Raw genomic sequence first — 12,758 nt, 5'->3', positions numbered from 1 at the left:
AGGGTGTCTCAAAACCGGCCGAAATAGGACGCCCCGCCCACCAGCCGCGACACGCCGAGCAAACCGCGTCCAAAAACCGTGACCAAAACCCTCCGCCCCCTCGACGCCGGCGCCCAGACCGGGCGCACCATAGGGCCATGACCACCATCGGCTACGCCCGCGTATCCACCGCCGGCCAGTCGCTCGACCTCCAGGTCGACGCCCTCACCGCCGCCGGCGCCCAGACCATCCACTCGGACGTCGCATCGGGTGCACTCACCGCCCGGCCTGGCCTCGACGCCGCACTAGCCCGCCTCACGAGCGGAGACACGCTCATCATCTGGAGACTCGACCGGCTAGGTCGCTCCCTAGCGCATCTCGTGGCCACCGTCGACCAGCTCGCCGCCGACGGTGTCACCCTCCGCTCCCTGCATGAGGCCATCGACACATCCACGGCCACCGGCCGCCTTACGCTCACGATCTTCGCAGCCCTGGCCGAGTTCGAGCGCCAGCTCACGGCCGAGCGAACCGCCGCCGGCCTAGCCGCAGCCAGAGCCCGCGGAGCCCGCATCGGCCGGCCGACCGTATGGACTCCCGAGCGAGACCAGGCGGCCCGGGCAATGCAGGCGGCCGGAGCGACAGTCACGGAGATCTCCCGCGCTCTCGGCGTCAGCCGGGCATCCGTATACCGGCATATTGCGGTTACTCGTGCGACTCTGTGAGAGCGCGGCGCATTAGCTCCTCCATGCTTTGCCTGTGCGCCGCCTCGCGCGCCAGCCAGACCTGAGTCGGCGTCCCGGTAACCTCTTCAAGTCGACGTGCCAGGTCGGGTGTCACTTCTACTTCGCCGTTGATCAGATCCAGTATGAGCTCGGGTTTGAGCTCAAGTCGGCGCGCCATATCACTCTCGATCCAGTCCCAGAGGTACTGCCCCGGAGCTGTGTCATTCTCTTCCGTGTCCGCCATGATGCACCTCGCAGATGTCGCCTTGACCCACAGACTACACGCGGGGAGTGCCACACGACGCGGGTGTCTCACCCCGCATTAGCTACCGGCCAACGCGTCGCGTGGCGCATAATCGGCGACACATGGGTACTGGCCGACGCGATCTGCGTAAGGGCGAGGGCGACATCGTCACCGTCGCCCGCAGGGATGGCAAGACCAGCACCGAGATCGAGCCGCCCGACTCCGAAAACGAAGTCGGGCGGCTCCCCTACCTACTACGCGGCCAGCGCGACCGTCGCGCAGATCTCACGTACCCTCGGTGTAAGCCGGGCAACCCTCTACCGACGCTTAGGGGCATCCCGACCTTCACTGATTCTCTCGGTTAGTCGGCTACCAACCGCTCGAATCAGCCCAAGCCATGTGTAGAGCAGCACGAGGGACAAGAAGGCCCCGTCAAGCGTGTCGATCAGCTGATCCATTCCGTCAATGCCGAGCCAGATCCCTAGCACGAGCAGCGTCACCAACATCCAGGGGGCGAAAACGTTGTCACGGAGAATCTTCTTCGAATCACTGTTCTGTGAAACGTCCTCGGCGAACACCATCCACAGCGACGCTGCCAGGAGCGGAACGTAGAACACGAACGCTTCCAGCCCGGTGAGGTACCCCGATTCGCCGGGCTCAGGACCGTCGATACGCGATGCAGCTAACGCCCCGAAGACCGCTAACGCGCAGTAGACCAAGTACGCGACTGGGTGCTCCTTCCATCGGTCCAGAAGCTTCGGGGATGATGTCAATTGGCTGTTGGTCACAGATGTCGCCTCATTTCTCGAGAGAGGATTCTTACGCCGACGTAACCGACCAGCAATGCGTCATATTCCCTGAAGTGACACATGTGCCAACAACCTCATAGTCTTCAGCAGACCTGTCCGTAGGTCTCATCGGTCGTACCGGGACACCATTCAGACGTCCGTGCTCCGGCTCTGTCCCCAGGCATACCCCAGAACACCCCCTTCCTCCCGTGCGCGCACGCTCCACGTCACCGGCGACCAACCCCAACCAGCCCTTGGAGGACACGATGGATCTCAAGATGACCGATGTCGAGACGATCGCCGACGTCGTGACGATGGGCGTGCAAGGCCATGACGCCCAGGCAGTCGCCGAGCGGGCGCGCCGCACCCAGGACACCCTGCAAGCACTGCGCGCCGGCACGGCCCAGAGCGCGCTGGCCGAGACATGGTCGGCGCGCGAGGTGGAGCCCACGCTAACCGCAGCGGGAGGCGACCTACGCAAGCTCTTCGACGACAGGTACGCCATGGGATACCTGCACAGCGACCTGGCGCGCCACGTCGACGACGATGTTTACTACGGCCTCGATGAGGACGTTGACGAGGAGGGTAACGCCATCACAGTCGTGGCCCCGTTCGGCGTCGGCGCCTCGGAGCGGGCGCAGGACGCCATCACCGAGCTCGAGCGCGTGCTCGAGGAGCGGGGCGCGATCCCCGACACGCAGCAGCGGCGAGCCGCCAACAGGGCGCTGTGGGCGCAGGCGGAGGCTACGGCCGCACAGCTGCTGCCGGAAGCGTCCCAGGACACCCTGCACATCGAGGTGGACGCCATCGCCGGCACGGCCCGCATCCGCCCCGACGCCCCCGGCCAGGAGGAGCAGCACACCATCACCGTCACCACCAGCGGCATCATCATGATGGGCGCGCCAGCCGACGACTACGACAGCTACGACGACTACATGGACAACGACGAGGCGCCCGCGCAGGGGTACGACGCTGGCCGTATCAGGTCCATGGTCGCCCTGGCATCTAGTCCCGACCCGACCCAGACCACCACCGCCGGCAGCGCAGACCTCGCCACACCGCCTGCAGCGCGCGTCCAGGAGGCACAGCTACGGGGCGCGACACTGTGAGCGCCGAGACACCACGCCCGCGGCGTGATGCCCTTGAGCGCTGGGGCGACCCGATCGCGGCCGAGCTGACGCCTGGCGAGCTGGACCGCCGCGGCGATGGCCGCCGCTGAGGCCGGGCTGCCCGAGGCCGTGATCGTCGCACGGCTCAGCCTCACCGTCTCTCTACCCACAGGCGCGTAATCGTGAGGGAGCCCGGCGAGGTAATCCACAGGCATCGTGGCGGGCCAGCACCGGGCCCGCCACGATTAATGCAAGTCCACCCACATCTACTCATCTACTCACCTGGAGGCCCAAATGACTACCACCCCCGCTGTCGCCACTCGGAGCGCGTCGCCGGCGATGCGCCGCGTCGTGGCCACGCTCGACGCCACCGCCTGGGACGACAACCGTGACGCGCGCCCCGGCCAGGTCGCCGAGATCGCCGAGGCCCTGCTCGACGTGCTCGCCTACCCGACCATTGCGCCGCCCGTGCGCGGAGATGAGGCCGCGCCCGTGCCCGCGGACGTCGACGAGCTCGCTGCTCTACTGGACCAGCCCGATGGTGAGCTCGATGCCGGCGAGTCGACGATGCTGCTGCAGGCCGCGATGGAGCTGCGACGCCTGGTTGACGAGGACCGCGCCATGACCGAGCTGCTAGGCGGCCTCTCGTGAGCCTGCGAGACGCCTCGTCCCGCGTGGCCATCGCCATGGTCCCGCTGATCACCACGCGGTCGAGTCGCAATCTCGATGCCGCGGGCGTGGAGCTCGCAGCCGTGACCCAGGCCGCCGTGCGCACCATGGCCTGGCGCATGGTCACCGCCGCAACCAGGGAGGTGCACTCGCCTCAGCGGCGCGCCCAGCGGTGGGTGCAGTCGCGCGCCCTGACGGCACTTGACACGTCGCCGGCCACGCTGCTGCGCGACATGCTGCAGGATGACCTGGTGCGGATCCGTTGGACGCCGGACGTGCGGCACACGGGCACCTCCGCCATCCGGCCCCTGTCGGACATCCTGACTGACCAGGCCGACACGCCGCAGGCCGACGCTTGGAGGCGCGTCATGGCCGCCGCCCTCAGCTCCGAGCAGGACGCCGCCGCCTTCCAGTTCCGCGACCGGCAGCTTGAGGGACTGACCCGGGATGACATGCCGCTCGACGACGCGCAGCGGTGGGCGATGGTGGCGGATGCTGCCGCCATCGCCGCCGCATCCAGCGCCCTGGACGCAGACCTGGTCGTGGCCGCCGGCCACCACGACCGCGGCATTGAGACCATCTTTGAGGCGTCGTCGACCTCAGGGCTGCGGGCCGTGGCCGACCGAGCCCTGCAGATTGCACAGGCCGGCCCACTGCCCGACTGGGGCACAGCGGCCAGCGACGACGCAGCCGCAGCACGCCGCCGCGCAGCGCTGCCCCAATACACGCCCCCTGCACGAGTCCAGCCCGTGCAGGTCACCGACGCCTGGACGGCGGTCGAGGCCGCCCGGGGCATGCCTGCGCTCATCTCACAGTCCGACGGCATCACACCGGCACAGGCCCGCAGGCTGTGCAGGCGGCAGTCACAGCTTCTGACCTACGCCGGGCGCGTACTGGCTCAAGCCGACCCGGGCAGGGCTGCCGTCGCGGCCCGGATGGCGTCCCCGCTGAGAATGGTGGTCGGCCGCGGTGATACTGCGTCGCTGGTGCCCGGATCAATGGCCCTCGAGCAGCAGCAGGCAGGCATCGTCCAGGCCCTACGCCAGTCACGCGGCGACGAGCGCGCGGCGCAGGCGATATGCGCAGCCATCGTCGACCACACGCCCGACACCATCCGCTCCCTCGACGACCGAGTGCGCAGGGAGATCACGGCCGGCCGGTGGGCGATCGCCGACGGCACCAGCCGGGATGAGTCCATGTGGGTGCCGACCTCACAGCGGCCGCGCTATATCCCCACTATCAGCGGGCACCTGCAGCGCGCACGCGAGGGCGTAGACGCGATCGCGGCGCAGGCGCCCGGACGGCAGCCTGTCGCCCTGCGGTCTGCTCGGGACGTGCTCAGCCCCGACCTGACGACCATGCAGCGGCCTGTACGCCCGGGCGTGGTGGTGGCCGGCGGGCACGCCCAGGAGCAGGCCCGGACCGAGTCGCCAGCACAGGAACGCACCCAGGCAATCTTCGATCTCGCCCGCGGACGCAGCGCGTCGACTGGGGAGGCGGCCGCGGAACCACAACGGCGGCCGCCGCAGCCGCCCGAGGCGGGCCAGCGTCACACGCTCTAAGCACGGCGGGCCAGGGCGGCCGTGCGCGCACGACCCACGTCCTGTCCGAGACCACACTGACGGTCTCGGAGAGGAGCCCTGACATGTCCGAAAACCCATGGATCACCGATGAGGACGAGCTGCAGGATGCGGAGGAGACCGCGTGGGCTGCGCTGAGCCCCTACGTGCGGCGAGTGGAGCACCTGGTCGGCTTCGACGACATGGATATCGAGGATCCGACCTTCGGAGAGGACGGGGCGGTGTCCCTGCTAATCCACCCGTCATGGACCGGACCGACCGCCGAGCAGTCCGTCCACCTGACCATGAGCTCGGATGACGTCCTCAGCGTCCAGGCCGGGGGCACGCTGACCGCCCAGGCGATGGCTGGCCAGCTCGACCCGGCGTCACTGGACTCCAGGCAGCTGGCCGGTCTCACCCCCGAATTGGCCTCAGACGCGCCTCTGGGCATCAGCAGTGTCGAGGCAGGGGCGCTGATCCTCGGCGTCGACGCCACCACCATGCAACAAGCCATCGACAGTCTCCGTCCAGGAATGGCGGCGGCACGCGCCGCCTACGCACAGGCGTCTCAGGCAGCGGACGCACCTATCACCATCTACACCACCCCCCATTGCATGGGGTGCGAGATGACCCGCCGCCAACTCGACAAGGCCGGCGTCGACTATCAGGTCATCGACTTGACGACCCGACCCGACCTCGTCGCACAGTTCCGCGGCGAGGGGCTGACCTCAGCGCCGATCGTTGAGTCCCCCGACGGGGAGCGAACGGCCGGGTTCAGACCGGACCGCATAAAAGCAATGGTGTCCGCGGCTACCAGCCCGACCCCGGCGGCCGCGCCGACACCGCCCACGGCCGAGACCGCTCCTCACGCATCACAGCCAGCTACCGGCCACCGGCGCGGAGCGGCACTGTGAAGAAGACCGGGCTCATCGCCGTGCTGCCGCTGCTGCTCGTGCTGCCGATCATCATCATGGGCGGCGGCGACAGCAGCGCGCAGGAGCCCACCACGGCCGGGAGCGTGAGCGTGACTGGCGTGCCCGACGAGTACCTGGACGTGGTCACCCGCGCCGGCGGCATGTGCGACGCGATCACAGCGCCGCTGCTGGCCGCGCAGATCCAGGTTGAGTCCGGGTGGACCGCAGTCGTCAGTTCTGACGCTGGCGCCAACGGCATCGCACAGTTCATCCCCAGTACGTGGGCGCAGTACGGGATGGACGGCGACGGCGACGGTGTCGCCGACGTCAACAACCCGCAGGACGCAATCATGGGCCAGGCCAACTACATGTGCGTCCTCTCGGAGGTGATCCAGGGCTGGCTCGACCAGGGCGTCGTGAACGGTAGCCTCACGGAGCTCACCTTGGCTGCCTATAACGCCGGCGAAGGCGCCGTACACGACCACGGTGGAATCCCGCCGTATAAGGAGACGCAGGAATACGTACCTGCGATTTTGGAGTTGGTGCCGCAGTACACGGCGGAGGGTGGCACCGTCACCGCTGCCAGCTCCGGCGGTGACAGCAGCACCGCGCAGACGGCGATCGTGGCCGCCAAGGCCCAGCTCGGTATCCCCTACGTGTGGGGCGGCGAGTCGGACGCGGGCGTGGACTGCTCCGGCATGGTCATGCGCGCCTACGCGGCCGCCGGCATCGCGCTGCCGCATGACTCACGCCAGCAGTACGGTTCAGGCACAAAGATTCCGCGAGCCGAGGCGCAGCCCGGCGACCTGCTGTTCTGGTCCTACACGGGCCAGCAGGCCGATATCTACCACGTGGCCATGTACCTGGGTGATGGCATGCTCATCGACGCCAACTTTACGCCCGGCGTGAGTATCCGCGCCGTCTGGGAGTCTGAGATCATGCCGTACGCCGTGCGCCCCTACTGACCCGAGCATAGAGTTGTGCCCCCGCCAGCCAAACGCTGGTGGGGGCACAACTGTTTGCGCTTAGAGTGCGGCGGCGACGGCCGCGGCGGCGGCGAGCCAGGCGCGTCGCGTGGCCGGGGCGAGTGAATCCAGGATCAGCGGGCGCCCCGCCATGGCCGGGTCGTACGGGATCCCCACCGCCTGCCGTGCGATGCCGGAGAAGGTGTTGACGAGCTCGGTCGGGGCCGGCTCGCCACGCGAGCCCTGGGAGACGATCACGAGCGCCTCATCGGCGAGCTGGGCGGAGTGCTCGTCCGCGCCTGCCAGCTCGGCGAGCAGCAGCCGCGCGGACTCTGCGTGCTCCGGCCGCGTGATCGTGGGGACCACGATGGCGTCCGCACGATGGATCATCGCCTTCCAAGACGCGGCCGACTCATCGTTACCGCTGTCGATGAGCACCAGGCGGTAATACTTGGTCAGCACATCGTGGATCCGACCGAATGTGGCCGCGTCGCCGGGATTAGCGTCGGCGAGCACTTCAGGGCGCGACCGGAGTACGTCATAACGGTCCTCTCGCTGGTGATGGGTAAAGGCCGCCATTTCGGCCGCCTGCGCCGACGGCGACAACAAGTGATCGACATGCGGCAGGAGATCCAGCACGGTCGAATCGTGCGGTCCCTGCTCGGTACGCCAGCCGAGTGTGCCCCTGGTGGGGTTGTTGTCCCAGCTAACGACACCTGCGCCTCCGTTGCGGGCGAACACGGCAGACAACAGGATCGTCGTCGGTGTCTTCGCCGCACCACCCTTGCCATTCACCACCGCCACCGTCCGCGGGCCGGGCCAGTGGCCCGACACCGCAGCGATGTCCGCGCGTTCGGCGCGCTCCGAGTCCGACGGCGCCAGATGCATACCCAGTATGTTCAGCACGCCGCGCAGGCCAGTCTTAGCGGGCGCCTCGTTGGTGATTTGGTCCAGCAGTGTCTGCTGGCGTAAATCCGCTTGCCGCTCACGCCGCGTGGCCGGACGCAGCTCGTTTGCGGACTCAGATTCCACGCGCTCGACGTGGTCGGTGGGCGCGGGCGGCTGCTCGACCAGGCGCAGCGGTGCAGCGTCAGGCGTCGACGTGTTGAGCGGCGCCGCCGGAATCTGCGCCACGGAAAGCGGCGACGGCGGTGCTGGCTGCTCAGGTGGTGTCGGCGCGCTGTGCACAGGCGCCGGGGTACGCGCGGCGGCCGGCGCAATGGGGGCAGCAGGCATCGTCTGCTGTGCTGGCTCGACGGCGGTCATGCGCCCGTCAGGATGCACGGAGATCCAGTATGTGCCGGCTGGCTCGGCGCAGACCATGGTTACGGGCTGTCCGGCTTGCTCGGCTCGCGCGGTCAGCTCGCGCTTTACGCGGTCGCGCGCGTCGGCGAGGTCGGTGCCGCGGATCGGCCGAACGGTGTCGCCGATGGTGATTGAGCCGGCGCCGGACTCATCGAGAGTCACGGTGGCAGTCGTCATGGCTTATCTCCTTCCTCAGTCAGCAGCCGACGTGTCAGTTGTTGCGCTTGCGGCGTTGCTCGCGGCGCGCGCACGCGGCAACCGGGACGGGTCCGTGAATCCAGCACGCGCGAGATCACGTTTAGCCCAGCCGCCCGCGGTCGCGGCCTTCCAGCCAGCCCGGTACTCCTCGATCACATGCATCAGACTCGTGTGCTTCTCGCCCAGGGCGCGCGCCAGCGCCGCCCGATCGCTCTCAGCCTGCAGCAGCTGCGCAGCGGGATCAGTCATCGTCAATTCCTCTCAGCGGTTTCGTCCTGGCTCCTCCAGGTCCGTCATCCCTCACGTGAGATGTGCGCGCACACTCCCGACCGGACCTAACCGCTCCTCGTGTCACCAGCCCGCGCTCACGCGACGGGCCTGCTGCCGCGGAGCGGAGCAAGATGGGATTTAGTACAGGTACTAAAGGGTTTTCCGCTGGACTGACGTCGTCCAGCGGTGCACACTTGTCGTGTGATCCCTAACGGGTCGCTGCGCTGGGCTAAGCAAGGAGGGAGACGGTGATGACCGACACCCATCCTGCCGAGTCTGCGCCTCGCCGTGACCGCCGCCGCAGCCCGCGCATGCGCAACGGCGAGCAGCGGTCGCGGCTGACCGTGTACCTGTCCCCCGACGAGCGGGCGCTGCTTGAGGCGCGCGCCGCGAACACTGGCGAGTCAATGGCGCGGATCCTCGTCCAGTCGGCTCTGCACCCTGCCGCCGCCGAGATCCAAACCGCCGCGGATATCACGTTAGCTGTCGAGCAGCTGCGGTGGCACCGCCGACAGCTAGCAGGCATAGCGACGAACCTCAACCAGGTCGCGCACCACGCAAACGCCGCGCACGAGGTGCCTGCCGACTTCGCCCGCGTCGTCGCGCAGGTCGACGAGCTCACCGACACGCTGAGCGCTCTGCTCGCGGAGGTGCGCAGATGATCGCAGCGATCGTGGAGGGCGGATCAACGCCCGGGCTTATCAACTATCTTGTCGGCCCCGGAAGGTCGAACGAGCACAGCTCGCAGCATTTGGTGGCGGGCTCAGGCGTGATCATGCGCCGCTGGGGCGACTGGGAGCAGCTGACCAGCTCGCAGGGATACGAGATCGCCAAATATGTCGACTCCTACATGAACGAGAACGGGGCGCGCCCGGTAGGGAATGTGCGCCGGTTCAATCACGAGACCGGACGGCGCGAGGTCGTAGGTGAGTCCCCCACCCACGTGTGGCACTGCTCGCTGTCCTTGTCGCCGGATGAGGATCCACTGTCGGATGCGCAGTGGCAGAAGATCGCCGACGACTTCATGCGCGAGCTCGGCTTCACCGGCGCGGACGGCAAGGCACCCTGCAGGTGGGCGGCGATCCGACACGGGCAGTCTAAGAGCGGCGGCGACCACATCCACATCGTCGCCAATATTGTGCGCGAGGACGGCACGCGCTGGTCCAACTGGCAGGACCAGCGTCGCGCCGGCCGTGCCTGCAACAAGCTCGAGCACAGGTACGGCCTGCGCGTGCTGGAGTCGCGCGAGCACGCGCGCGGCGCACGCGCTGACTCCGCGCAGGACTTGCGCGCCTCCGAGCGGCGGCAGGAGCGCGCGACCGATCGCGCGCGTCTGGAGGGGCGCGTGCGCGCCGCCGCCGTCGGCGCGCGCAGCGAGGCCGACTTCGTGCGCCGGCTGCGTGACTACGGCGTACGCGCGCGGCCACGATTCGAGTCCGGGCGCACCGACGTAGTGGTCGGCTACTCGGTCGCGCTGCACTCCTACGACGACACGGCGCGCGTGCAGTGGTACGGAGGCGGCCGGCTCGCGCGCGACCTGACGCTGCCGCGGCTGCGCGCCAGGTGGGAGGACACTCCCGACAGCGCTGACCGTGCCGTGCGCGCGTGGCAACACGCCTGGCGTGGGGACACCCCGCGCACGCCGGCCCACCGCAAGTCCGCGGCACGCGATGTCCGCACGCGCACACCGGGCACGGGCGACTGGCAGGCGCGCACGGCCGCGCTGCGCACCTACCGCGAGCGGCTACGCGGTATTGATGCGTCCGACCCGGTGGCGCTGGCCGACGCGACCCGGGACATCTCCGGCATGCTGTCCGCCCAGGCGCTAGCGCGTGCGGACGTGCGTGAGCGTGAGCTGCTTGACCGTGCGGCGCGCGCCGTCGGTCGGCACGCCCAGACTCATGCGCGCCCCGCGCCCCCGCGTCCTGTGCCGGACGCGATCATGCTCGCCACGCAGGCGGCGTCCATCGCGCTCGTCACCGACCCGCAGGCCGCGCAGACGCTGCTGGCCATCGAGATGATGCAGCTCGTCCGCTCCCTGGCCGCGTTGTACGACCAGGAGCAGCAGACCAACACTGCGCGCATGATCCTTGCGGACACGGCCGAGGCATTCGCCCTCATTAACCGCGAGGAGGTTCGGCCGCTAGGCGATCGCCGGCTGCAGATGGCCACGGCCTCCCAGACCGCCCAGCATGCCTCGTCGACCGTCGACGGTGCAGGCTCCGGTGGCGCTGTGCGGCGGGACGTGCCGGCACACACGATCCCCGCCGCCAGCCGCACCGACAGCAATAGTGGCCGCACAGTATCTGAGGGGATGGAGCGTACGCGGAGGATCTTCGAGCTTGCCGCTGGCATGCCCGCCGGACAACAGCCGAAGCAGCCGCCCGCAACAAGCAGCGACTCGCCCGAGCAGCGGCCACCCAAGCAGACACAGGCAAGGCGCACCGACCGCCGCCTGTAAGCCTCTCACGTGGTGCGCGCACGTCCCACGTGGTGGGCATGAGTGGAAAGCAACAAGATCCTCCGCCGCTGCAGTTCCCGACCCTGGAAACGTTCGTCAGCGGCCTCATCGCCGTTATCTACGAGTTGCCTACCGACCGGTCGCAGACGATCACCTGGTGCCCCAAGTGGTGGCTGCACGACGGCGCCGTATTCAGGTTGACGGCGTTGTGGCAGGCATGGGAGAACATGCACGTCAACGAGGGACCGCAGGCCGCCGCCAAGTGGCTGACGTTCTATGCGGATCCGATCATGGACCGCCTGCTGCGCCAAGACGGCCCATTCGCGAGCTGCACCAGCGACCGCGGCCACGAGCCCGAACGGCCACACCAGGACGCCAAACTCCCCTGCACTCCCCCGCCCGAGGGACTGTTCACCCCCAGGGAGCTGTGAGCCTCCCTGGGGGTGAACAAGCCAGCTGGCGGACGGACCAGCCGCATTAGCGGGTGAGTGTGTGCTCGCGCCCCTGCTTGGGCGCCGGCGGCCGGCGTCCCGACGTCAACGACGGCGCCTCGGCCGTGGCCATGGCCGGCGGCTCATGCAGCGCCAAGTCGCCAGTCTTCGCAGCCCGTACCGCCTCCGCCGGAAGGCCCGCCCTCAGCTTCTCCGCCTCCCACGCCTCACGGGCAGCCTGAGTGTCCCACGCGCTAAGCCGTGCAGCGGCCGCGGTGGCCGCTGCACGCTCGCGCCTGTGCTCCTCGAACTCCGCGAGGGTCGCAGGATCGCCCCAGTACTCGCGCGAAGCAGCCTGCTCCTCTGGAGCGACGTGCGTTGCGGCAGCGGACTGCTCAGCAGCCGCATCAGCGCTCAGCAGCACTTCACGCTCGACATCACGTGCAACGTGGTCATCTGCCATCGTGTCCGCATCCTCCTCATGCTGCGCGTCTGGGCGTGGCTTGGTGGCGACCCGCATGAGCGGTGTCGATGCCTCCCGCATGAAGTCGTCCCGGCTGAGCGACTTGCCGCCCATTCGGGAGGCAATAAGGGCCGGCGTGGTCGCCGCGGCCTGAGCCGCATTCAGCCGACCCGATGCATCCGCCAGCTCCCTGCCGTCATCGTCGAGCGCGACGAACTGCACGGATCCGTCGCCCGTGCTCGTGGCGCGGACTTGGGCTACCTCCGGTGTCTGCTCGACCACGGCGGCGAGGGCGCTCAGCGAGGTCTCGGCCTCGCGGGCCTCCTGCTCTGCGCCATCGCCGGAGGCCGTCTCGGCACGATTACTCGCGGCGGACTCATCCAGCGCCTGCGACCAGTCACGGGCTTCCTCGCCGTCGACCGCCGGGGCCACCGCCTCGACGGTCTCCTCGTCGACGTCCTCAGAAGTCACCGGCTGGTCGCTCGCGTGCTGAGAGTCCCCGGGGCGCAGATCCACACCCCACCGGTCGCGGGCCTCCTGCTCACACCGCCTGGCCGCCATCCGCGCCAGCGGATCAACCGTGGCAAAGCGGGCGGCCGTGCCGTAGACGAATGCGGCCTCTTCCTGGCTGGTCTCGGACCAGAAGCGGTCATCCAGCGCCCGCCGGTAGACCGGCTCGGC

Annotated in this window: 14 protein-coding genes; 9 read left to right on the top strand and 5 right to left on the bottom strand. The window is 68.8% G+C overall.

What is annotated here, in order from left to right:
* Nucleotides 1-137 precede the first annotated feature (137 nt).
* On the top strand, nt 138-701 hold the full coding sequence (locus tag BN1056_RS07465; RefSeq protein WP_210580131.1) for a recombinase family protein: 564 nt from the start codon (nt 138-140) through the stop codon (nt 699-701).
* Here BN1056_RS07465 and BN1056_RS07460 read toward each other — a convergent pair.
* Together BN1056_RS07460 and BN1056_RS07455 are read right to left on the bottom strand one after the other, a co-directional pair.
* On the bottom strand, nt 682-945 hold the full coding sequence (locus BN1056_RS07460) for a helix-turn-helix transcriptional regulator (protein WP_210580130.1): 264 nt from the start codon (nt 943-945) through the stop codon (nt 682-684). The genes BN1056_RS07465 and BN1056_RS07460 overlap by 20 nt on opposite strands.
* A 317-nt stretch (nt 946-1,262) precedes the next feature.
* A complete protein-coding gene (locus tag BN1056_RS07455) occupies nt 1,263-1,733 on the bottom strand; it encodes a hypothetical protein (protein WP_210580129.1) in 471 nt (156 codons plus the stop codon).
* Between the two features lie 266 nt (nt 1,734-1,999).
* Here BN1056_RS07455 and BN1056_RS07450 point away from each other — a divergent pair, with 266 nt between their 5' ends.
* From BN1056_RS07450 to BN1056_RS14695, 5 genes are all read left to right on the top strand, one after another.
* Nucleotides 2,000-2,842 carry a hypothetical protein gene (locus BN1056_RS07450; protein ID WP_210580128.1) on the top strand — a complete coding sequence of 281 codons (843 nt, stop codon included), beginning with the start codon at nt 2,000-2,002 and terminating at the stop codon, nt 2,840-2,842.
* Between the two features lie 294 nt (nt 2,843-3,136).
* Nucleotides 3,137-3,493, top strand: a complete 357-nt coding sequence (locus tag BN1056_RS07445) for a hypothetical protein (RefSeq protein WP_210580127.1) — start codon at nt 3,137-3,139, stop codon at nt 3,491-3,493.
* Nucleotides 3,490-5,073, top strand: a complete 1,584-nt coding sequence (locus tag BN1056_RS07440) for a hypothetical protein (protein WP_210580126.1) — start codon at nt 3,490-3,492, stop codon at nt 5,071-5,073. Before BN1056_RS07445 ends, BN1056_RS07440 begins: the two co-directional genes overlap by 4 nt.
* An 83-nt stretch (nt 5,074-5,156) precedes the next feature.
* Nucleotides 5,157-5,984: a glutaredoxin domain-containing protein gene (locus BN1056_RS14700; RefSeq protein WP_244671576.1), complete on the top strand. Its 828-nt coding sequence runs from the start codon at nt 5,157-5,159 to the stop codon at nt 5,982-5,984.
* Nucleotides 5,981-6,949 (top strand): C40 family peptidase, encoded by a 969-nt coding sequence (locus tag BN1056_RS14695; protein ID WP_244671575.1) that lies wholly within the window; start codon nt 5,981-5,983, stop codon nt 6,947-6,949. Before BN1056_RS14700 ends, BN1056_RS14695 begins: the two co-directional genes overlap by 4 nt.
* 60 nt (nt 6,950-7,009) lie before the next feature.
* Here BN1056_RS14695 and BN1056_RS07425 read toward each other — a convergent pair whose 3' ends face one another.
* Nucleotides 7,010-8,431, bottom strand: coding sequence for a MinD/ParA family ATP-binding protein (locus tag BN1056_RS07425; RefSeq protein WP_210580125.1), 1,422 nt, complete (start codon nt 8,429-8,431; stop codon nt 7,010-7,012).
* A 15-nt stretch (nt 8,432-8,446) separates the two neighbouring features.
* Nucleotides 8,447-8,701, bottom strand: coding sequence for a hypothetical protein (locus BN1056_RS07420; RefSeq protein WP_210580124.1), 255 nt, complete (start codon nt 8,699-8,701; stop codon nt 8,447-8,449).
* Between the two features lie 272 nt (nt 8,702-8,973).
* Between BN1056_RS07420 and BN1056_RS07415 the strand changes: the two genes are divergently transcribed.
* The 3 genes from BN1056_RS07415 to BN1056_RS07405 are packed head-to-tail and all read left to right on the top strand — an operon-like array spanning nt 8,974 to nt 11,614.
* Entirely contained in the window at nt 8,974-9,384 is a 411-nt protein-coding gene (locus BN1056_RS07415; protein ID WP_210580123.1) for a MobC family plasmid mobilization relaxosome protein, read from the top strand.
* Complete coding sequence (locus BN1056_RS07410; RefSeq protein ID WP_210580122.1) at nt 9,381-11,183, top strand: relaxase/mobilization nuclease domain-containing protein; 1,803 nt, start codon at nt 9,381-9,383, stop codon at nt 11,181-11,183. The genes BN1056_RS07415 and BN1056_RS07410 overlap by 4 nt, the downstream gene beginning before the upstream one ends.
* A gap of 38 nt (nt 11,184-11,221) precedes the next feature.
* The gene (locus BN1056_RS07405; RefSeq protein WP_210580121.1) at nt 11,222-11,614 is read left to right on the top strand and encodes a DUF4913 domain-containing protein; all 393 of its coding nucleotides are present in this window, start codon (nt 11,222-11,224) and stop codon (nt 11,612-11,614) included.
* A 46-nt stretch (nt 11,615-11,660) separates the two neighbouring features.
* Here the strand turns inward: BN1056_RS07405 and BN1056_RS07400 are convergent.
* A partial coding sequence (locus tag BN1056_RS07400; protein ID WP_210580120.1) for a hypothetical protein occupies nt 11,661-12,758 on the bottom strand: 1,098 nt, incomplete at its 5' end.

Source organism: Actinomyces succiniciruminis, assembly GCF_900002405.1.
In the GTDB taxonomy this organism is placed as follows: Bacteria; Actinomycetota; Actinomycetes; order Actinomycetales; family Actinomycetaceae; genus Actinomyces; species Actinomyces succiniciruminis.
Note: the sequence above shows the minus strand (reverse complement) of the source record. Positions and strands in the feature narration are given on the sequence as shown.

Bases quoted from the DNA above. Each gene is read 5' to 3' on its own strand.
- BN1056_RS07465 (WP_210580131.1), top strand. From the start codon at position 138: ATGACCACCATCGGCTACGCCCGCGTATCCACCGCCGGCCAGTCGCTC.
- BN1056_RS07460 (WP_210580130.1), bottom strand. From the start codon at position 945: ATGGCGGACACGGAAGAGAATGACACAGCTCCGGGGCAGTACCTCTGG.
- BN1056_RS07450 (WP_210580128.1), top strand. From the start codon at position 2,000: ATGGATCTCAAGATGACCGATGTCGAGACGATCGCCGACGTCGTGACG.
- BN1056_RS07445 (WP_210580127.1), top strand. From the start codon at position 3,137: ATGACTACCACCCCCGCTGTCGCCACTCGGAGCGCGTCGCCGGCGATG.
- BN1056_RS14700 (WP_244671576.1), top strand. From the start codon at position 5,157: ATGTCCGAAAACCCATGGATCACCGATGAGGACGAGCTGCAGGATGCG.
- BN1056_RS07425 (WP_210580125.1), bottom strand. From the start codon at position 8,431: ATGACGACTGCCACCGTGACTCTCGATGAGTCCGGCGCCGGCTCAATC.
- BN1056_RS07420 (WP_210580124.1), bottom strand. From the start codon at position 8,701: ATGACTGATCCCGCTGCGCAGCTGCTGCAGGCTGAGAGCGATCGGGCG.
- BN1056_RS07415 (WP_210580123.1), top strand. From the start codon at position 8,974: ATGACCGACACCCATCCTGCCGAGTCTGCGCCTCGCCGTGACCGCCGC.
- BN1056_RS07410 (WP_210580122.1), top strand. From the start codon at position 9,381: ATGATCGCAGCGATCGTGGAGGGCGGATCAACGCCCGGGCTTATCAAC.
- BN1056_RS07405 (WP_210580121.1), top strand. From the start codon at position 11,222: ATGAGTGGAAAGCAACAAGATCCTCCGCCGCTGCAGTTCCCGACCCTG.